Below are 19,549 nucleotides of genomic sequence, written 5' to 3' on the forward strand. Positions count from 1 at the left end.
GTGTGAGTTCGACGGATGCATCGGCCGAGGCCCCGGCGTCCCGGCGTGCCCCGGCGATGAGCCCCGACGACCGTCGCGCCCACATCGTCGAGGCGACCGTGCCGCTGCTGCTCGCCCACGGCGCGGGCGTGACGACCAAGCAGATCGCCGAGGCGGCGGGTGTCGCCGAGGGCACGGTGTTCCGCGTCTTCGACGACAAGCAGGCCCTCGTCGACGCCGCCATCGCGAAGTACCTCGACCCGCAGCCGCTGCGCGACCAGCTGGCGGGAATCGACCGCAGCCTGCCGCTCGAGTTCAAGGTCCGGCAGGTGATCTCCATGCTTCAGCAGCGATTCGCGGGCGTCTTCGCGATGATGGCCGCCGTCGGCATGCGGGAGCGGCCCCCGGTCACCGCCGACGCGGGCCGCGGCTACGGCGAGGTGCTCGCCGAGCTGTTCGCCCCCGACGTGGCCCGGCTCGGCGTGCCGGTCGAGCGGATCGCGCCGCTGCTGCGCCTGCTCGCCTTCGTCACCTCCATCGAGCCGTTCCACGCCTCGAACCCGGTCGAACTCGACGAGCTCGTCGAGTTCGCCCTCTACGGCATCGCCGGAAAGAAGGACTGATGCTCCGCTCCATCCTGACGAGGTTCCTCAGGCCGCACTCTCGCCTGCTGGTCGGCGTGCTCGTGTTCCAGCTCGGGCAGTCCATCGCGAACCTGTACCTGCCGACCCTCAACGCCGACATCATCGACAACGGCGTCGCCAAGGGCGACACGGCCTACATCATCACCACGGGCGGCTGGATGCTGCTGATCACCCTGGGGCAGATCGCGTGCGCGATCACCGCGGTGTACTTCGGCGCCCGGGCCGCGATGAGCCTCGGCCGGGACATCCGTCTCGCCGTGTTCACGCGGGTCGGCGCGTTCAGCGAGCGCGAGGTGCAGCTGTTCGGCGCGCCCAGCCTGATCACCCGCACCACCAACGACGTGCAGCAGGTGCAGATGCTCGTGCTGATGAGCTGCACCATGATGGTGAGCGCGCCGATCACGGCGGTCGGCGGCGTCATCCTCGCCCTGCAGCAGGACCTGCAGCTGTCCTGGATCATCGCGGTCGCGGTGCCCCTGCTGCTCATCTGCGTCGGCGCGATCGTGAGCCGCATGGTGCCCTGGTTCCGGAAGATGCAGGGCCGCATCGACGCCGTCAACCGCGTGCTGCGTGAGCAGCTGACCGGCATCCGCGTCGTGCGCGCATTCGTGCGCGAGCCGGTCGAGACCGCGCGCTTCGCGGCGGTCAACGCCGACGTGGCCGAGGCGGCGCTCAAGGCCGGGCGCTGGATGATGACGATGTTCCCGATCGTCATGCTGATCCTCAACCTTTCCTCGGTCGCGGTGATCTGGTTCGGGGCGTTCCGGGTCGAGGACGGCATGCAGGTCGGCGCGCTGACCGCGTTCCTCTCCTACCTCGTGCAGATCCTGATGTCGGTCATGATGGCCACCTTCATGTTCGTGATGGTGCCGCGCGCCGCGGTCGCCGCCAGCCGCATCCGCGAGGTGCTCGACACCGAGCCGAGCGTGGTGCCGCCGGCCCGGCCGGTGACTGAGCTGCGTGAGACCGGCACGCTCGAGCTGTTCGAGGTGGGGTTCCACTACCCGGGCGCCGAGCAGCCCGTGCTCAGCGACATCTCCTTCCGCGCCGAGCGCGGGCAGACCGTCGCCGTGATCGGGTCGACCGGCGCCGGGAAGACCACCCTCGTCAACCTGCTGCCGCGTCTGTTCGACGCGACCGCCGGCACCGTCTACGTCGACGGGGTCGACGTCGCCGAGCTCGACCCCGACCTGCTCTGGAGCCGCATCGGACTCGTGCCGCAGCGGCCGTACCTGTTCTCGGGCACCGTGGCCTCCAACCTGCGCTACGGCAAGCCCGACGCGAGCGACGAGGAGCTGTGGCGCGCGCTCGAGATCGCCCAGGCCGCCGACTTCGTGCGCGAGATGGAGGGGGGCCTCGAGGCGCAGATCGCGCAGGGCGGCACGAGCGTCTCCGGCGGGCAGCGGCAGCGGCTCGCGATCGCCCGCGCGCTCGTGAAACGGCCGGAGATCTACATCTTCGACGACTCCTTCTCCGCGCTCGACCTCGCGACGGATGCGCGGCTGCGGGCGGCGCTGAAACGCGAGGAGCGCGACGCGACGTTCCTGATCGTCGCCCAGCGGGTCTCGACCATCATCGACGCCGACCTCATCCTCGTGCTCGACGACGGCCGCATCGTCGGCCGCGGCAGCCACGAGGAGCTGCTGGCCGGCAATCCCACCTACGCCGAGATCGTCGGCTCCCAGCTGACCGCCGAGGAGGCACGATGAGCCAGCAGCGACCCGTACCCGTGCGGCGCGGCCCGGGCGGCGGCGGCCCGTTCGGCATGGCCATGCCGGTGGAGAAGTCGATGAACTTCTGGCCGAGCGCGCGGCGCCTGCTGGGGCGGCTGCGGGGGGAGCGGCTGCTGGTGTCCGTCGTGGTGCTCTTCGGCGCGGCATCCGTCGTCTTCACCGTGGTCGGCCCGAAGCTGCTCGGCGACGCGACCAACCTCGTGTTCTCGGGCTTCATCGGCGAGACGGTCGGCAAGCAGGCTCCGGCGGGCACCTCGAAGGCGCAGATCATCGCCGGGCTCGAGCGCAGCGGCGACCAGCAGCAGGCGGAGCTGCTGCGGCACATCGACTTCACGCCGGGCAAGGGCATCGACTTCGCCGCGCTCAGCCACGTGCTCGCCTGGGTGCTCGTGCTCTACGCCATCGCCGGCGTGTTCGGCTGGCTGCAGGGCTGGATCATGAACGGCGTCGTCGCCCGGTTCGCGTTCCGGCTGCGGCAGGACGTCGAGGCCAAGATCCACCGCCTCCCGCTCTCCTATTTCGATCGGATGCAGCGGGGAGAACTGCTCAGCCGCGTGACGAACGACATCGACAACGTGCAGCAGAGCCTGCAGCAGACGCTGAGCCAGCTGCTGCAGTCGCTGCTGACCGTGATCGGCGTGCTGTTCATGATGTTCTTCACCAGCTGGGTGCTCGCGATCATCTCGCTCATCACGATCCCGCTGACCATGGTGGTCACCCAGCAGATCGCGAAGCGCTCGCAGAAGCAGTTCGTGGCGCAGTGGCAGCGCACCGGCGTGCTCAACGCGCAGATCGAGGAGGCCTTCAGCGGCCACGCGCTGGTGAAGGTGTTCGGCCGGCACCGCGAGGTGGAGGAGCGCTTCGCGAAGCAGAACGACGAGCTGTTCGCCGCGAGCTTCGGCGCCCAGTTCATCTCGGGCATCATCATGCCGGCGATGATGTTCGTCGGGAACCTCGTGTACGTCGTCATCGCCGTCGTCGGCGGCCTGATGATCACCAGCGGCGCCCTGTCTTTGGGCAGCGTGCAGGCGTTCATCCAGTACTCCCGGCAGTTCACCCAGCCGCTCACCCAGCTGGGTTCCATGGCCAACCTGCTGCAGTCGGGGGTCGCGAGCGCCGAGCGGGTGTTCGAGCTTCTCGACGCGGAGGAGCAGACGCCCGACCCGGAGGACGCCGAGCCGATGCCCGAGGTGCGCGGCCGGGTGCGCTTCGAGGACGTGGTGTTCTCCTACAGCGAGGACGCGCCTCTGATCACGGGGCTCGACATGGAGGCGCAGCCGGGGCAGACCGTCGCCATCGTCGGGCCGACCGGCGCCGGCAAGACGACGCTCGTGAATCTGATGATGCGCTTCTACGATCCCGTCTCCGGCCGCATCACCCTCGACGGCGTGGACACGCGGCGGCTGCGCCGCGCCGAGCTGCGCGGGGCGATCGGGATGGTGCTGCAGGACACCTGGCTGTTCGCCGGCACCATCCGCGACAACATCGCGTACGGCCGGCCGGATGCGACCGAGGAGGAGATCCTCGAAGCCGCCCGCGCCTCCTACGTCGACCGTTTCGTGCACTCGCTTCCCGACGGCTATGACACCGTGCTGGAGGACGAGGGGGCGAACGTGTCCGCCGGGGAGAAGCAGCTGCTCACCATCGCCCGCGCGTTCCTCTCCCGCCCGTCGATCCTCATCCTCGACGAGGCCACCAGCTCGGTCGACACCCGCACCGAGGTGCTCGTGCAGCGGGCGATGAGCGCCCTGCGCGCCGGGCGCACCTCGTTCGTCATCGCGCATCGGCTCTCCACGATCCGCGACGCGGACCTCATCCTCGTGATGGAGCACGGCGACATCGTGGAGCAGGGCACCCACGCCTCCCTGCTCGAGGCGGGCGGCGCGTACGCGCGGCTCTACCAGTCGCAGTTCGCGGGCGCGGCGGTCGACGAGGTGTAGCGCCACTTCCCCCGCACAGGCGGCCGGGCGGGCGGGTTGCTGACAGTTCGGACATCCGGGCGCACGCGGCGACGGATGCCTCGCCCATGCTGTCGCGCATGACTACCGCCGACCCCGCCCCGCTCATCCGCCTCCGCTCGCCTCGCGATGTGCTCGCGACCGTGCCGCGCCTGCTCGGCTATCGCCCGCGGCGCAGCATCGTGTTCCTCAACCTGCACGACCGTGCGGGCGTCTCCACCATGCGCATCGACCTGCCCGAGCCGTCCGCCGAGCTCGTCGAGCGGCGCTTCATCACCTCGATCGTGGGCATGCTGTGCAAGGTCCCCGACATCCGGCAGCTGATCGTCGTGGTCTACGCCGACGGATGCTTCGCGGCCGGCGGCGACGTGCCGCGCGCGTCCTTCGTGCGGCCGCTCATCCAGCGGCTGCTGCGCGCCGGGTTCGAAGTGCACGACGCCCTCTGCGTCGCCGACGACGGCTGGGGCGCCTACGATGGCCATGATGCGGGCGAGGTGCACCCCCTCGACGAGCTCGAGCAGCCCGCTCCCGGCGACGACGGCACCGCCCCGGTCGCCGACGGCGTCGACGACCTCACCCGGCTGCCGCCGGTCGGTGAGCTCGCCCGCCGCGGCTTCGTGACGAGCCTCGAGCGGGCGATGCGCGAGCGCGAGGTGTTCCGCCCCGTCGAGGAGGCGGAAGAGGCGCTCGCCTTCGACCCGTCCCGCGCGTCCAGCGACGAGCTGGCGGGGCTGCTCACCCTGCTGCTGTGGCCCGAGTTCCGCGACGCCGTGCTGTACACCTGGGCGTGGGGCAGCGAGCGGGGGTTCGAGCTGCTCGACGTCGCCGACCGCATCGCCGAGGGCGAGATCGGGCCCGGCGACGACACGATCGCGCTCGACCTGATGGGGCTGCGGCCGACCGACCGCCCCGACGAGCAGCGCATCGGCCGCGCCATCCGCCTCGTGTCGCGCCTGGCCGCGCTCGCCCCCGCCGCGGTCGCGCACGTGCCGCTCACCGTGCTCGCCTGGCTGCACTGGTCGCAGGGGCGCGGGTCGGTCGCGGGCCGCTTCGTCGACGCGGCGCGCGAGCACGACCCCTCCTACGGGCTCGCCGAGCTGCTGCAGACCGTGCTCGCGCAGGGCATGCTGCCCGAGTGGGCCTACCTGCGGCCGGGGCGCTAGCCGGTCAACTCGACCGTCACCGGGTCGGCGACGGCGACCGACACCCGCGCGACGCCGGGCATTGCGGCCGTCCGGTACGTTCCGGCCGGCAGCGCGGGGATGCTGCCGTCGGGGGAGCAGCGCGGGGGAGGAGGCGACTCGAGCGAGGTGCCGCTCGGCTCGAGGCACTCCGTGTAGCGCGTGCTGATCGTCGCCCGATAACTGAATCCTGCGGCGGGGAGCCGCCAGGCCGTGCATCCGATGGCGGCGATCGCCGGTTGGAACGGAATCCGCTCGTTCTCGAGCCCGATCGGAACTTTGCCGTTGCACAGGGCCGTAGAGAAGTCGAGTTCCTTCCCCGTGCGGTTCTCGATGCGCACGGTGGCGGGCAGATCGTCTCCGCGGTGCACGTCGGTGCGGTCGGGGATCACCCGGATGACGACGTCGGCGTCCGCGGGCGCCGTGGTGGCAGCCGGCGAGGTCGGCGCCGTAGGGGTCGCGGTCGGAAGACCGGACGGCGGAACCTCGACGGAGCCCGCGTCGCCCGGACCGGCGCACGCGCCCAACAGCAGGGCGCCGCCGAGAGCGGGGATGAGCACGAGTGCCCTGATGGGCCTCATCGGTACCTCCCCTCACGCACATCCTGGCGGTGGTGCACCCCCGCGGCAATGGTTCGCCGTGGTGGTCAAGTAGCATCCAGGTGACCCGACCCCCGTCTCGCTGAGGACCCGCATGCCCATCGACGCCCGCCTTTTCGCTTTCGACCTCGACGACACGCTCGCCCCGTCGAAGGCGCCGCTGCCCGGGCCGGTGGCCTCTGTGCTCGCACGGCTGCTCGACCGCGCGGCCGTCGCGATCATCTCCGGCGGCCAGATCGCGCAGTTCCGGCAGCAGGTGATCGCCCGGCTGGCCGATGCCTCGCCCGACGGCCTCTCGCGCCTGCATCTCATGCCGGTCACCGGCACCCAGTACTGGCGGTACGACGACGGCGAGTGGGCTCTGCGCTATGAGGACGGGCTCACCGCCGAGGAGAAGACGGCCGCGCTCGCCGCGGTCGAGACCACGGCGAAGGAGTTCGGCTACTGGGAGTCCGAAACCTGGGGGCCGATCCTCGAGGACCGCGGTTCGCAGATCACCTTCTCGGCCCTCGGCCAGCAGGCGCCGGTCGAGGCGAAGAAGGCGTGGGATCCGACCGGCGAGAAGAAGAACCGACTCGCCGCCGCGGTGCAGCTGCAGCTGCCCGAGCTGTCGGTGCGCTCAGGCGGCTCGACCTCGATCGACATCACCCGCAAGGGCGTCGACAAGGGCTACGCGATGGAGAAGCTGGCCGCGGCGAGCGGCATCCCGGTCGCCGACATGATCTTCGTCGGCGACCGGCTGGACCCCGAGGGCAACGACTACCCCGTCGTGCGCACGGGCGTGCGCACGCACGCCGTCACAGGCTGGGAGGACACGGTCGCCTACCTCGAAGCCCAGCTGGCCGACTGACGGCGTAAGACGCTCCGCGAGGCGGCGACTCGCTCGCCGCCGGACGCAATGACTCGAGAAGCCGACCGCGGTGAGCCGGGCGGGGACCGGCGCACCAAACAACTCAGATCTTCGTCCAGGCCTCGGTCAGCACGCCCTCGAGGATCTGCCGCATCTCGGCGAACTCGGCCGGCCCGACGGTCAGCGGCGGCGAGAGCTGGATGACGGGGTCGCCCCGGTCGTCGGCCCGACAGTAGAGCCCGTTCTCGAAGAGCCGGTGCGAGATGAAGCCCTTGAGCAGCCGCTCGGACTCCTCGTGGGTGAAGGACTCCTTCGTCGTCTTGTCCTTGACCAGCTCGATGCCGAAGAAATAGCCCGCGCCGCGCACGTCGCCGACGATGGGCAGCGCGAGCAGCTTCTCGAGTTCGGCGCGGAACAGCGGCGAGTTGTCGTGCACGCGCTGGTTGAGCCCCTCCTCCTCGAAGATGTCGAGGTTCTCGAGCGCGACCGCGGCCGACACCGGGTGCCCGCCGAAGGTGTAGCCGTGGTAGAAGTTGTTCTCCCCGGTGCGGAACGGCTCGTAGATGCGGTCGCTGACGATCGTCGCGCCGATGGGGGAGTAGCCGCTGGTGAGCGCCTTCGCGCAGGTGATCATGTCGGGCTGGTAGCCGAAGTCGACCGAGGCGAACATCGAGCCGATGCGGCCGAAGGCACAGATCACCTCGTCGGAGACCAGCAGCACGTCGTACTCGTCGCAGATCTCGCGCACGCGCTGGAAGTAGCCGGGCGGCGGCGGGAAGCATCCGCCCGAGTTCTGCACCGGTTCGAGGAAGACCGCGGCGACCGTGTCGGGGCCCTCGAACTCGATCATCTCGCGGATCCGCTCGGCCGCCCAGATGCCGAACTCCTCCTCGGTGCCGCCCGGGAACCCGGCCTCCGCGGCCCGGTAGTAGTTGGTGTTCGGCACGCGAAACCCGCCCGGCGTGACCGGCTCGAACTGCGCCTTGATGCCCGGCAGGCCGGTGATCGCGAGGGCGCCCTGTGGGGTGCCGTGGTAGGCGATGGCGCGCGAGATGACCTTGTGCTTCAGCGGCTTGCCCACGAGCTTCCAGTAGTTCTTCGCGAGCTTGAACGCCGTCTCGACCGCCTCCCCGCCGCCGGTGGCGAAGAAGACCCGGTTCAGGTCGCCCGGGGCGTAGTCGGCCAGCCGGTCGGCGAGCTCGATCGCGGCCGGATGCGCGTACGACCAGAGCGGGAAGAACGCCAGCTCGCTGGCCTGCTTCGCGGCCGCCTCGGCCAGCCGGCGGCGGCCGTGCCCGGCGTTCACCACGAACAGCCCGGCGAGCCCGTCGAGGTACGACTTGCCGCTCGCGTCCCAGATGGTGTGGCCCTCGCCGCGCACGATGATCGGCGTCTCGCCCGCCTCGAGCGGCCCCTGCGAGGCCATGTGCATCCACAGGTGGTCCTTCGCCTTGGTCTTCAGGGCGGCCTCTTCGGCGGCCGAGTACACGGATGGCGCGTTGACGGTGTCGGTCATGGTTATCAGTTCCTTCCGGGGCCGGCCTAGCGGGTGCCCCAGTTGTAGTGCTGCTTGTGCAGCTTGAGGTAGACGAAGGTCTCGGTCGAGACGACGTGCTCGATGGCGCGGATCTCGGAGTTCAGCAGTGCGATCAGCTCGTCGTCGTCCTCACACACCACCTCGACGAGGATGTCGAACGCGCCGGCGGTGAGCACGACGTAGTCGACCGCCTCCAGCGCGGCCAGCCGGTCGGCCACGAGGCGGGTGTCGCCGCTGACCCGCACGCCGATCATCGCCTGGCGGTAGAAGCCGAGCTGCAGCGGGTCGGTGACGGCGACGATCTGCATGACGCCCGCCTCGGTGAGCCGCTGCACGCGCTGGCGCACCGCCGCCTCGGAGAGCCCGACCGCCTTGCCGATCTCGGCGTAGGAGCGCCGCCCGTCCTCCTGCAGCTGCTCGATGATGGCCTTCGACACGTCGTCGAGCTGCGCGGGTCGCAGCGCACTATGCCGGGTCGCGGTCGTCATGCGTGCGATTCTGTCAGCGCGAATCATGTGCTGCAAGGGAATCCGCAGAAGGGCAGCCGTTTGGCGACGGAATCGGTAGACTCCCGCGCATGTCGACGACGCGTACTCTGCAGAATTTCATCAACGGCGAGTTCACGGATGCGCGTGCCGAGCGCACCCTCGACCTGATCGATCCCGCGACCGAGGAGGTCTACGCCGAGGCCCCGGTCTCGACGGCCGCCGATGTCGACGCCGCCTTCGCCGCGGCATCCGCCGCCTTCGAGACGTGGCGGGAGACCACGCCGGCCGAGCGCCAGCTCGCCCTGTTCCGCATCGCCGACGCGATGGAGCAGCGGGCCGAGGAGTTCGCCGACCTGGAGAGCCAGGACACCGGCAAGCCGCGCGCGAGCCTCGTCGAGGACGAGATCCTGGTCTCCGTCGACCAGATCCGCTTCTTCGCCGGAGCGGCGCGCAACCTCGAGGGCCGGGCGGCCGCCGAGTACATGGCCGACCACACGAGCTTCATCCGGCGCGAGCCGATCGGCGTCGTCGGGCAGGTCACGCCCTGGAACTACCCGCTGAACATGGCGGTGTGGAAGTTCGCCCCTGCGCTCGCCGCCGGCAACACCACCGTGCTCAAGCCTTCGGACACCACGCCGCTGTCCACCCTGCTGCTGGCCGAGGTCGCCGCAGAGTTCCTGCCCGCCGGCGTGCTGAACGTGATCGTCGGCGACCGGGGCACCGGCGCCGCCATGGTCGAGCATCCGACCCCGCAGCTGGTCTCGATCACCGGGTCGGTGCGCGCGGGCATGGAGGTGGCCCGGGCCGCGGCATCCGATCTCAAGCGCGTGCACCTGGAGCTCGGCGGCAAGGCGCCCGTCGTGGTGTTCGCCGACGCCGACCTGGAGAAGGCGGTGGAGGGCATCGTCGCCGCCGGGTACTTCAACGCCGGCCAGGACTGCACCGCCGCCACCCGGCTGCTCGTGCAGGAGGAGATCCACGACGAGTTCGTCGCGGCGCTCGCGGCGTACGCCCGCGACAACGCGAAGACGGGCGCGCCGCACGAGGAGGGGATCCTGTTCGGCCCGGTGAACAACGCCGCCCAGTTCGAGCGGGTCACCGGCTTCCTCGACCGGCTGCCGGGCCACGCCTCGGTGGCGCTGGGCGGCACGCGGCACGGCGAGAAGGGCTACTTCCTCGACGCGACGATCCTCGACGGGCTGCGGCAGGACGACGAGCACATCCAGAACGAGATCTTCGGGCCGGTGATGACGGTGCAGACCTTCCGCGACGAGGCCGAGGCGCTGCGCTGGGCGAACGGCGTGCAGTACGGCCTCGCCTCGAGCGTGTGGACGCAGAACCACGGGCGGGCGATGCGCTTCGCCAAGGGGCTCGACTTCGGCTGCGTGTGGATCAACACGCACATCCCGATCGTGGCCGAGATGCCGCACGGCGGCTTCAAGCACTCCGGCTACGGCAAGGACCTGTCGCAGTACGGCTTCGAGGACTACACGCGAGTGAAGCACGTGATGTCGTTCATCGGCGAGTGAGCGGGTGCCGGCCCCGGCGCACGGCGGAATGCGCGGTGCCGCTAAGGTACAGGGAAGAACATCCCCTCGACGCCCCTCCACGCAGGAGACCTCTGTGACTCAGATCGGTCGCAGCAGCCGCCGGCACGACATCGTGCTGCCCGACCGCGACGGCGCACGCGTGAGCCTGGCCTGGGCGGCGGTCAGCGACAAGGGCCACCGGCGGGCCGTGAACGAGGACAGCCTGCTCGCGCGCTCGCCGATCTTCGCCGTCGCCGACGGCATGGGCGGCCACACGGCCGGCGACTTCGCCTCGGCGGCGGTCGTCACGCGACTGGCCGAGCAGCTCGGCAGCGGCTTCGTGGCGCAGGACGCGGTGAGCGACGCGCTGCGCGCGGCCGTCGACGACATGAGCCGCGGGGTGGGCCTCACCGATCTCGGCACGGGCACGACGGTCTCCGGCATCGCCCTCACGCTGCACGACGGAGAGGCGTACTGGCTGGTGTTCAACATCGGCGACTCCCGCGTGTACCAGCTGCTCGACGGCACCCTCGACCAGCTCACCGTCGACCACAGCATCGTGCAGCAGCTGCTCGACGCGGGCATGATCACCCCCGCCGAGGCGGAGGTGCACCCGCACTCCAACGTGATCACCCGCGCGGTCGGCTTCAACGAGGATCCGGTTCCCGACTTCTGGCTCATCCCGATCAGCGCCGGCGCCCGCCTGCTGGTGTGCTCCGACGGTCTGACCAAGGAGCTCACCGAGCACGGCGTGCGGCACTTCCTCTCCATCGGGGACTCGCCCGCAGACGCCGCGAACCGGCTGATGGAGGCGGCGCTGGGCAACGGCGGGCGCGACAACGTCAGCGTGATCGTCGTCGACGTGCTCGAGACGCCCGAGTCGTCCGCCGGCCGCCCCCGCACTGGGGGTCGGCGCCGGGCGCGCAGCGGGCCCGTCACGGCGTGACGGGTCTTCGCGCCGCCGGCCGCGGGTTATCGTGAGGTCGGCACCACCCGAAAGGACCCGACACCCATGAGATGCCGCGTGTGCGGAAGCGAGCTGTACGAGGGGGCGATCTTCTGCGGCGAGTGCGGCAGCGCCGTCGAGGCGACGCCGTACCTGCGGGCTCCCGTCGACGACCGGCGCGCGTCGGACACCTCCATCGTCTCCGGGGCCGTGGTCGACGGGCCGACCGCCCGCCCCGTCGCGCCGAGCATGCCGGCGCCGGTGATCGAGGCATCCGCTCTGCCCGACCAGGGCAACCTCGCCGAGCCGGTGCCGACCTGGGTGATCGCCGCCTCGACGGGCGAGCGCGTCATCGTCGCCGGCAGCGGCCTGCTCGGCCGCAAGCCGGTCACGCCCGCCGGCGAGCAGTTCGACCAGCTCATCACCATCGCCGACCCGACCCGGTCGGTGTCGAAGACGCACCTCGAGTTCGGGGTCGAGGCCGGCGAGCTGTGGGTGCTCGACCGCTACTCCGCCAACGGCACGGCGGTGGTCTCGCCGGACGGGCAGCGGCGGGTGTGCGAACCCGGCCGCCGCTACCGGGTCGCCCGCGGCTCCCGCGTCGAGATCGGCGACCAGCACCTCACCATCGGGTAGTTCTCCACAGCCCGCCGGCAGGGCGGGCGACGGATGCGCGCACCGTGGTTCCCTGGACCGCGTGACCAGCCCGCTCAGCCTGCCGCCGCGACCTCCGCAGCCGCGCCCCGCGCGCATGTCGTGGGCGGCCTTCCTCACGCCCGTCGTCATGGCGGCCGTCATGTGGCTCATCACCCGCTCGCCGTACGCGCTCGCCTTCGCGGCGCTCGGGCCGATCGGCGCGGTGATCTCGCTCGTCGAGGCGCGCCGGGGCGGCGGCCGCGAGTCGAAGGCGGCGCGGGCCGAGCGCGCCGCCGAGTTGGACCTGCTGCGGGAGCGCATCGACGCCGCCCACGACGACGAGCGGCGGATGCTCGAGCGCCGCGCCCCCGGAACCGCTGCCGCCCTCGCCTCGGTCGCCGGCGCCGCCCTGTGGAAAGCATCCGGAGACCCGGTCGTGCGCCTCGGCACCGGGGTGGTGCGCAGCGCCCTCGCGCTCAGCGGCGACGCGCGCGAGGTCGACGAGCAGGAGCTGCAGCGCCGGGCGGGCAGGCTCGAGGCCGCACCGGTGCTCGCTTCGCCCGGGGAGGGCGTCGCCGTGTGCGGGCATCCCGTGCTCGCGCGCGCCTACGCCCGCGCGCTGCTCGTGCAGCTGTACGCCGCCCACCCGCCCGGCGCGCTCGGCGCACCCGACGTCGCCGACCCCGCCGGGTACGCGCTGGGGGAGTGGGACTGGCTGGCCGGCCTGCCGCACGCCGACGCCCCTGCGACGGCCGCGGCGGCGGTGCGCATCGGCCTGTTCCCGGAGGCGAGGGCCGTGCCGCCCGGCTACCGGGCGCTCGTGACCGTCACGGCCCCCGGAACCGCGCGGGTGGAGCAGTACGGGGCCGAGGCGCCGCTCGAGGCGTCCGTGGTGCCCGAGCTCGTCTCGCGCGAGCAGGCCGAGCGCTTCGCCGCCGAGCTGGGTCGCCGCGCGGCCGGTCTGGGGCTCGGCGCGGCCGCGCGCTCCCTGCCGACCGAGGTGTCCTTCGCCGACCTGCCGCCGGCCGGCGGACGCGGCCTCGCCGCCAACCTCGGGCGCACCCTGCGCGGGGTGCACGGTGTCGACCTCGTCACCGACGGTCCTCACGCCGTCGTTGCCGGCGTGACCGGCAGCGGCAAGAGCGAGCTGCTGGTGACCTGGGTGGCCGGCATGGTGGCCGGCCGCGGCGTCGACGAGGTCGTCGTGCTGCTCGTCGACTTCAAGGGCGGCACGGCCTTCCGGCCGCTGGAGCGGCTGCCGCACTGCGTCGGCGTGATCACCGACCTCGCCCACGGCGAGGCGGCCCGGGCGCTCTCGAGCCTCGCCGCCGAGCTGCGGCACCGCGAGGCCGAGCTGGCGCGCCTCGGCGTGCGCGACGTCGCCGAGGCGCGCGGCGCACTGCCGCGCCTCGTCATCGTCGTCGACGAGTTCGCGGCGATGATCGACGCCTTCCCCGACTTCGGCCCCCTGTTCATCGACATCGCGGCCCGCGGCCGCGCCCTGGGGGTGCACCTGATCCTCGCCACGCAGCGGCCGGCCGGCGTCATGCGCGACGCCCTGGTGGCCAACTGCCCGCTGCGGCTCAGCCTGCGCGTGCAGTCGGCCGCCGACAGCCGCTGGGTGGTCGGCTCGGATTCTGCCAGCCTCATCTCGGCGTCGACGCCCGGGCGCTGCGTCATCGCGATCGACGGCGCCGAGACCGCCGTGCAGATCGCCCGCACGGATGACGCGGACATCGCCGCGCTCGTCGATGCGGCCGCCGCGGGGCCCGCGCCGCGCCGGCCGTGGCTCGACCCGCTGCCGCCGGTGCTCACCCGCGCCCAGCTGCCCGCGGCCGGGCCCGAGGTGATCGGCCTCGTCGACCTGCCCGACGAGCAGCGGCAGGACGCCGTGCGCTTCGCCCTGTCCGAGACCCCGCTCGTCGTCTCCGGCGCCGCCCGCAGCGGCAAGAGCTCGCTGCTGCGGCTGATCGCCCGGGCGAGCGGGCTCGAGACGGTGCAGGTGGGCGCCGAGCGCGAGTCGGCGTGGGATGCGGTGGAGGCGGCGGCCGAGCGCTGCGACGCCCCGTTCGGCGCAGAGGCGCGGGTGCTGCTCGCGATCGACGACGCCGACGCGGTCGTCGCCAGGCTCGGCGACGACTACGCGGCGGTGTGGTGCGAGCGGCTCGCCCGCGTGCTGCGCGACGGCCCCGCGGCCGGGGTGCACGCCGTCGTCTCCGTGCAGCGTGCGAGCGGCGCGCTGCGCTCCGTGCTCGAGCTGGCCCGCGAGACCGTGCTGCTGCGCCAGGCCACCCGCCAGGACCACCTCCTGGCCGGGGCGCCGGCCGAGCTGTTCGACGAGGCCATGCCCGCAGGCGGCGGAGTGTGGCGCGGACGGCGCGTGCAGTTCCTCGCACCCGAGCTGCGCCTCGAGAGCGCCCCGCCCGCGGCCGAGCCCCCGCACGAGGTGCCGCTCGTGCCCGGCCCGGGGGAGATGAGCGTCGTGGTGACCCGCAGCCCGGCGCGCGTGATCTCCCGCGCCCGGGCCCTCGGCCTTCCCGCCGAGCGCATCGTCGACCTGTGCCGGCCGCCGCTGCCGGGCGAGCCGGTGCCCGAGTCGCTCCTCGCCGACACGGTGCAGGGGCTGCTGCTGGTCGGCGACCCGGACGCGTGGCTGGGGCGCTGGGGCTTGCTCGCCGCGCTGCGGCCGCGGCATCCGCTCGTGTTCGTCGGCTGCGACGCCTCCGACGTGCGCGCCGTCGCGCGCAGCCGCGTGCTGCCGCCGCCACTGGCACCCGGCTCGGGCGCGTGCTGGCTCGTCGCCCCCGACGGACGCACCCGCCGCTGCACCCTGCAGGCCGCGTGATCTGCAGCCCGCGTGATCAGCCCGGCGGCAGGGCCGCTCAGGCCGCGATCGCCAGCGCCTCGGCCAGGTTGCCGCTGGGCAGGCCGTGCGCCTCGGCCACCGGGGCGTTCACGACGCTGCCGGCGTGCACATTCAGCCCGAGCGCGAGCGCCGGGTCGGCGGCCAGGGCGCGCTGCCAGCCGACCCCGGCGATCGCCCGGATGTACGGCAGGGTGGCGTTGGTCAGCGCATAGGTGGAGGTCTGGGCGACCGCACCCGGCATGTTGGCGACGCAGTAGAAGATCGAGCCGTGCACCGGGAAGGTGGGCGCGGTGTGCGTCGTCGGGTGGCTGTCGGCGAAGCATCCGCCCTGGTCGATCGCGATGTCGACGAGCACGCTGCCCGGGCGCATGCGCGAGACGAGCTCGTTGCCGACGAGCTTGGGCGCCTTCGCGCCGGGGATCAGCACGGCGCCGACGACGAGGTCGGCCTCGGTGACGGTCCGGTCGATCTCGAACGGGTTGGAGGCGATGGTGCGGATGCGCCCCTGGTAGAGGTCGTCGAGTTCGCGCAGCCGGTTGATGTTCGTGTCGAGCACGGTGACCGTCGCGCCGAGCCCGACGGCGGTCGTGATCGCGTTCGATCCGGCGACGCCGCCGCCGATGATGACGACGTCGGCGGGGCGCGTGCCGGGCACGCCGGGGACGAGCAGGCCCGGCCCTCCGGCCGGCTTCATCATCGTCGCGGCGCCGACGATCGGCGCCAGGCGGCCGGCCACCTCGCTCATCGGCGCGAGCAGCGGCAGCTGGCGGTTCGGCAGCTGCACGGTCTCGTACGCGATGGCGGTGACGCCCGAGTCGACGAGCGCGCGGGTGAGCTCGGGGTCGGCGGCAAGGTGCAGGTAGGTGAAGATGACGAGGCCCGGGCGGAAGTAGCCGTACTCGGGGAGAATCGGCTCCTTCACCTTGAGGATCAGCTCGGCGTCGCCCCACACCCGGGCGGGATCGGCGACCAGTTCGGCGCCGGCCGCCGCGTACTCCTCGTCGGAGATCGACGAGCCGAGGCCGGCCCCGCTCTCCACGACGACGGTGTGGCCCGCACCCACCAGGGCGTCCACGCCCGACGGGGTGATGGCCACCCGGAACTCGTTGTCCTTGATCTCCCGGGGGACGGCGATACGCATGCCACCCAGAGTAGTGCGGCCTCTGTTTCGGCTAGATGACGGGCCGGATCTCGCCCACCGGCACGCCGCCGCCGAGCACCGGCTCGACCACCTCGGGCAGCACGGCCGCGACGGATGCCGCAGGCAGTGCTCCGGCTTTGACCAGCAGGGTCAGCGCGGTGATGGCCGCCGCCCGGTGCGACCCGTCGAGCACTTTCAGCGCGACGGTGGTGCCGTCCGGCGCCGCGACCACCAGCACGCCCTCCGCGCCGCGCTTGGAGAACACGCCGAGCGACGCGGCCAGCACCGAGTCCGGCCGGCCCGGCCCGGCGATCGCCCACGGCTCGGCGCGCACCGCGCCGGTGATGGCCGCCGCCTTCTTGTACAGCGGGAACGGGGAGCTCGCCTGCGCGGTCGCGATGCGCTGGACGCCCCGCGCGAGGCCCGTCAGCGTGATGGCGTGCGTCGGCGCCCCGCATCCGTCGGTCGCCGTGGCGACGACCTTCTCGCCCGTGAGCCGCTCGATCGTGTCGACCACGTGCTTCTGCACGGGGTGGTCGGCCGCGAGGTAGTCGGCCGGGTCCCAGCCGTTCACGACGCAGGCGAGCAGCATCGCCGCGTGCTTGCCCGAGCACTCCATGAAGACCGGGGCGGGCGCGGCGCCGGCGGCGCTGACGGATGCCCGCGCCTCGGGGTCGCCCGGAAGCGCCGGCGGGCACTGTAGCGCCGTCTCCGGCAGCCGGGCCCTCGCGAGGATGCCGCGCACCGCCTCGACGTGCTCCGCAGTTCCGGAGTGGCTGGCGGTCGCCACCGCGAGCTCGGCGCCGTCGAGTTCGGCGCCGGCGGAGAGCGCGGCGAGCGCCTGGAAGGGCTTCAGCGCGGAGCGGGGGAAGACCGGGGCGGACGGGTCGCCGAGCTCGCGCAGCACGGTCGCGTCCTGCCCCAGCACGACGGCGCTTCCGGCGTGCCGGGACTCGATGAAGTCGCCGCGCGCGACCACGGCCAGTTCGGCCGAGTCGGCGACGGTCGCCGTGCCCGCGGCGCGGGAGCGCACCGAGGTCAGATCCGAGATTCCAGGGGTTCGCGCCGTGTCGCTCACCGTGCCGCCCGCGCCTCGTCGTTCACGTCCGCGGACTGGGGCGAGAGGGTGTCGGTCATGCTGTGCAGTGTAGCCGCGGGCCCGGCGCCCCCTGCCGCGGTGCGAGACTGGCGGCGTGGATCTGACGCATCGCTACGCCGTGTCGCTCGAGTGGACCGGCAACCGCGGCACCGGCACGAGCGGCTACCGCGACTACGGGCGCGACCATGTCGTGCGCGCCGAGGGCAAGGCCGAGCTGGGCGGCAGCGCCGACCCGGCGTTCCGCGGCGACGCCGACCGGTGGAACCCGGAGGAACTGCTGCTGACCGCGCTCTCCCAGTGCCACCTGCTCAGCTACCTGCACGTGGCGGCGAGCCACGGGCTGACGGTGCTCGCCTACGCCGACGAGCCGGTCGGCGAGATGCAGCAGACCGCCGACGGCGGCGGGCACTTCACGCAGGTCACCCTCAGGCCGCGCGTGACGGTGGCGGATGCCTCGCAGCTGCAGCTGGCCAACGAGCTGCACCACGAGGCGGCGCGCAAGTGCTTCATCGCCGCATCGGTGAACTTCCCCGTGCGGCACGAGCCGACCGCCGTGGCCGCGGATGCGGCTAGCGGCGCTCCGGGTGCAGCATCCGCTTGACCCGCTCGACGGTGTTCGCCGGCGGCGACTCGTTGTACACGCCGGCCTCTTCCTGCCCCGAGAGCCGCCGGATCGCGGCCATGATCTCGTCGGTGGCCTGGCGCCTGGCCTTGCCCGACGTCGCGGGCCCGTAGTGGCTCAGGTCGATCGGCTCGCCGAACTCGATGGTGATCCGCTTGAACCGCGGGATCTTCGCCCCCACCGGCAGGAACTCGTCGGTGCCCTTGAGCCCGACCGGGACCACCGGGGCGCCGGTCGTGAGCGCGAGCCAGGCGGCGCCGGTGCGGCCCTTGTAGAGCCGGCCGTCGAGCGAGCGGGTGCCCTCGGGGTAGAGCGCGAACGCACTGCCCGACTCGATGATCCGCCGCGACTGCTCCAGCGCCTCCTGCGCGGCGCTGCCCGCTCCGCGCACCACGGGCACGGCGCCCACGGCGGTGAAGAACAGCCGCTGCAGGCGGCCCGACAGGCCGGTGCCCTCGAAGTACGCGGACTTGGCGAGGAACTGCACGCGCCTGGGCGCGACCATCGGGATCGCGACCGAGTCGATGAACGACAGGTGGTTGCTCGCGATGATGACCGGCCCGGTCTTCGGCACGTTCCCCCGCCCGATCACCCGCGGCCAGTAGATGAGCCGGGCCAGCGGTGCGATCGTCCACTGCGCGAGGCGGTACAGCCGGTCGTTCGCGCGGGAGACGCGCCCGGCCTCGGCCGGCTCGTCGGCGTCCTCCGCGACCCGGCCCGCGTCGTCGCCGGGCCCTGCGTTCTCAGCCATCCCCCTGAGAGTAGTCCACGTCAATTCCCCGAGCGGCATGTACTGCCGCCGAGGTGCGAGAGGCATTCTCCCCACCACAGCGGCACGTGCGTGGCGCGCGAGTCGCCGAACCAGGCGTTGTAGAGCCGGAAGAAGTTCAGGTTGCCGTAGGCGGAGCAGCGCGTGCCGGGCCCCGACGGGTTTTCCCGGGTCTGCGCGTCCGGCTGGTAGGGCGTGTAGTTGTACAGGTTCGCCGTGGCCTGGTTCTCGATGTCGACGACGGATGCCCCGCACGAGGCGTCCGGGGAATACGCGATGCGCACCCGGCCCACGTGGTACCGCCAGCCGTCGCTCGCGTCGCCGTACTCGCGGAACTGCCACGCCGCCTTGTAGAGCTGGTTGAAGAAGCCGAAGTACTTCGCATCGCACGGCGCCGTGTCGGGGCACGCGTAGCCGGTGGCCCGCTGGTAGCCGTACGCGCTCGGGCGGGTGATGAGCGACTGCTCCTTCTGCACCAGCACGAGCAGCACGCGCGGGCTGATGCCGCAGGCGTGGGCCACCTTGTACACGATCTGCGCCGCCGTCTCGTCGGCCTCGCCCTGGTAGGCGCTGCAGTTGCCGTCCGCGGCGACGGTGCGCGTGGCCTGGTGGTAGAAGGCGAGGCACGGGGAGAGATCGGTCGGCGCGCACGGCATGGCCAGCAGCCAGTCCTGGATGCCCTGCTCGGTCATCGCGTCGGCGTCGTAGAAGGCGTCGTCGCTGATGATGTCACCGGCCTCGAACCGGGGCAGCTCGTGCGCCCGCGTGGGCGAGACGGCGCCGGCCGCGGCATCCGCCCTCGACGCGTGCACGGTGGAGGAGGTGAGGATGCTGAGCGCGACCACGATCACGACCAGCACGGCGGCGGCCGCGGCGCGGGCCGCCCACAGGGCACGGTCGCGGGAGCTCACGCCGACACCCTACGTGGAGGCGGGACAAAGGCGGGTGGGGCAGACTGGGGGTTCGCCCCCG

Annotated in this window: 17 protein-coding genes; 10 read left to right on the forward strand and 7 right to left on the reverse strand. The window is 72.4% G+C overall.

Annotation, left to right across the window (positions count from 1 at the left end):
• Positions 1 to 2 precede the first annotated feature (2 nt).
• From H563_RS15300 to H563_RS0106035, 4 genes are all read left to right on the forward strand, one after another.
• Positions 3 to 602, forward strand: a complete 600-nt coding sequence (locus tag H563_RS15300; protein WP_022881702.1) for a TetR/AcrR family transcriptional regulator — start codon at positions 3 to 5, stop codon at positions 600 to 602.
• Entirely contained in the window at positions 602 to 2,332 is a 1,731-nt protein-coding gene (locus H563_RS0106025) for an ABC transporter ATP-binding protein (protein ID WP_022881703.1), read from the forward strand. Before H563_RS15300 ends, H563_RS0106025 begins: the two co-directional genes overlap by 1 nt.
• A complete protein-coding gene (locus H563_RS0106030) occupies positions 2,329 to 4,296 on the forward strand; it encodes an ABC transporter ATP-binding protein (RefSeq protein WP_027479160.1) in 1,968 nt (655 codons plus the stop codon). The genes H563_RS0106025 and H563_RS0106030 overlap by 4 nt, the downstream gene beginning before the upstream one ends.
• A 98-nt stretch (positions 4,297 to 4,394) precedes the next feature.
• A complete protein-coding gene (locus H563_RS0106035; RefSeq protein ID WP_162138925.1) occupies positions 4,395 to 5,477 on the forward strand; it encodes a DUF4192 family protein in 1,083 nt (360 codons plus the stop codon).
• Here H563_RS0106035 and H563_RS0106040 read toward each other — a convergent pair.
• Positions 5,474 to 6,076, reverse strand: coding sequence for a hypothetical protein (locus tag H563_RS0106040; RefSeq protein WP_022881706.1), 603 nt, complete (start codon positions 6,074 to 6,076; stop codon positions 5,474 to 5,476). The two genes, H563_RS0106035 and H563_RS0106040, sit on opposite strands and share 4 nt — an antisense overlap.
• 112 nt (positions 6,077 to 6,188) lie before the next feature.
• Here H563_RS0106040 and H563_RS0106045 point away from each other — a divergent pair, with 112 nt between their 5' ends.
• On the forward strand, positions 6,189 to 6,944 hold the full coding sequence (locus tag H563_RS0106045) for an HAD-IIB family hydrolase (protein ID WP_022881707.1): 756 nt from the start codon (positions 6,189 to 6,191) through the stop codon (positions 6,942 to 6,944).
• A 103-nt stretch (positions 6,945 to 7,047) separates the two neighbouring features.
• Here H563_RS0106045 and H563_RS0106050 read toward each other — a convergent pair whose 3' ends face one another.
• The gene (locus tag H563_RS0106050; protein ID WP_022881708.1) at positions 7,048 to 8,460 is read right to left on the reverse strand and encodes an aspartate aminotransferase family protein; all 1,413 of its coding nucleotides are present in this window, start codon (positions 8,458 to 8,460) and stop codon (positions 7,048 to 7,050) included.
• 26 nt (positions 8,461 to 8,486) lie between these two features.
• Positions 8,487 to 8,969 carry an Lrp/AsnC family transcriptional regulator gene (locus H563_RS0106055; protein WP_022881709.1) on the reverse strand — a complete coding sequence of 161 codons (483 nt, stop codon included), beginning with the start codon at positions 8,967 to 8,969 and terminating at the stop codon, positions 8,487 to 8,489.
• Between the two features lie 89 nt (positions 8,970 to 9,058).
• On the opposite strand from H563_RS0106055, the gene H563_RS0106060 reads away from it, so the two are divergent.
• The 4 genes from H563_RS0106060 (at position 9,059) to H563_RS0106075 (ending at position 14,925) form a co-directional block, all read left to right on the forward strand.
• The gene (locus tag H563_RS0106060; protein ID WP_022881710.1) at positions 9,059 to 10,498 is read left to right on the forward strand and encodes an aminobutyraldehyde dehydrogenase; all 1,440 of its coding nucleotides are present in this window, start codon (positions 9,059 to 9,061) and stop codon (positions 10,496 to 10,498) included.
• Positions 10,499 to 10,592: 94 nt separating this feature from the next.
• Positions 10,593 to 11,444 (forward strand): PP2C family protein-serine/threonine phosphatase, encoded by an 852-nt coding sequence (locus H563_RS0106065; RefSeq protein ID WP_022881711.1) that lies wholly within the window; start codon positions 10,593 to 10,595, stop codon positions 11,442 to 11,444.
• A gap of 78 nt (positions 11,445 to 11,522) precedes the next feature.
• The gene (locus H563_RS0106070) at positions 11,523 to 12,080 is read left to right on the forward strand and encodes an FHA domain-containing protein (protein ID WP_022881712.1); all 558 of its coding nucleotides are present in this window, start codon (positions 11,523 to 11,525) and stop codon (positions 12,078 to 12,080) included.
• A gap of 61 nt (positions 12,081 to 12,141) precedes the next feature.
• A complete protein-coding gene (locus tag H563_RS0106075) occupies positions 12,142 to 14,925 on the forward strand; it encodes an FtsK/SpoIIIE domain-containing protein (protein ID WP_022881713.1) in 2,784 nt (927 codons plus the stop codon).
• Between the two features lie 37 nt (positions 14,926 to 14,962).
• Here the strand turns inward: H563_RS0106075 and ald are convergent, their stop codons facing one another.
• Entirely contained in the window at positions 14,963 to 16,087 is a 1,125-nt protein-coding gene (ald, locus tag H563_RS0106080) for an alanine dehydrogenase (RefSeq protein WP_022881714.1), read from the reverse strand.
• Positions 16,088 to 16,118: 31 nt separating this feature from the next.
• A complete protein-coding gene (locus tag H563_RS0106085; protein ID WP_081416176.1) occupies positions 16,119 to 17,138 on the reverse strand; it encodes an asparaginase in 1,020 nt (339 codons plus the stop codon).
• A gap of 142 nt (positions 17,139 to 17,280) precedes the next feature.
• On the opposite strand from H563_RS0106085, the gene H563_RS0106090 reads away from it, so the two are divergent.
• Positions 17,281 to 17,787: an OsmC family protein gene (locus H563_RS0106090; protein WP_022881716.1), complete on the forward strand. Its 507-nt coding sequence runs from the start codon at positions 17,281 to 17,283 to the stop codon at positions 17,785 to 17,787.
• Here H563_RS0106090 and H563_RS0106095 read toward each other — a convergent pair.
• Together H563_RS0106095 and H563_RS15305 are read right to left on the reverse strand one after the other, a co-directional pair.
• Positions 17,756 to 18,559, reverse strand: coding sequence for a lysophospholipid acyltransferase family protein (locus H563_RS0106095; protein WP_022881717.1), 804 nt, complete (start codon positions 18,557 to 18,559; stop codon positions 17,756 to 17,758). The two genes, H563_RS0106090 and H563_RS0106095, sit on opposite strands and share 32 nt — an antisense overlap.
• Before the next feature lie 20 nt (positions 18,560 to 18,579).
• Positions 18,580 to 19,488, reverse strand: a complete 909-nt coding sequence (locus H563_RS15305) for a hypothetical protein (protein WP_022881718.1) — start codon at positions 19,486 to 19,488, stop codon at positions 18,580 to 18,582.
• Between the last annotated feature and the right edge of the window lie 61 nt (positions 19,489 to 19,549).

Source organism: Gryllotalpicola ginsengisoli DSM 22003 (assembly GCF_000419445.1).
In the GTDB taxonomy this organism is placed as follows: domain Bacteria; phylum Actinomycetota; class Actinomycetes; order Actinomycetales; family Microbacteriaceae; genus Gryllotalpicola; species Gryllotalpicola ginsengisoli.

Coding starts and splice junctions, on each gene's coding strand:
- H563_RS0106025 (WP_022881703.1), top strand. CDS start 602: ATGCTCCGCTCCATCCTGACGAGGTTCCTCAGGCCGCACTCTCGCCTG.
- H563_RS0106030 (WP_027479160.1), top strand. CDS start 2,329: ATGAGCCAGCAGCGACCCGTACCCGTGCGGCGCGGCCCGGGCGGCGGC.
- H563_RS0106035 (WP_162138925.1), top strand. CDS start 4,395: ATGACTACCGCCGACCCCGCCCCGCTCATCCGCCTCCGCTCGCCTCGC.
- H563_RS0106040 (WP_022881706.1), bottom strand. CDS start 6,076: ATGAGGCCCATCAGGGCACTCGTGCTCATCCCCGCTCTCGGCGGCGCC.
- H563_RS0106045 (WP_022881707.1), top strand. CDS start 6,189: ATGCCCATCGACGCCCGCCTTTTCGCTTTCGACCTCGACGACACGCTC.
- H563_RS0106050 (WP_022881708.1), bottom strand. CDS start 8,460: ATGACCGACACCGTCAACGCGCCATCCGTGTACTCGGCCGCCGAAGAG.
- H563_RS0106055 (WP_022881709.1), bottom strand. CDS start 8,969: ATGACGACCGCGACCCGGCATAGTGCGCTGCGACCCGCGCAGCTCGAC.
- H563_RS0106060 (WP_022881710.1), top strand. CDS start 9,059: ATGTCGACGACGCGTACTCTGCAGAATTTCATCAACGGCGAGTTCACG.
- ald (WP_022881714.1), bottom strand. CDS start 16,087: ATGCGTATCGCCGTCCCCCGGGAGATCAAGGACAACGAGTTCCGGGTG.
- H563_RS0106095 (WP_022881717.1), bottom strand. CDS start 18,559: ATGGCTGAGAACGCAGGGCCCGGCGACGACGCGGGCCGGGTCGCGGAG.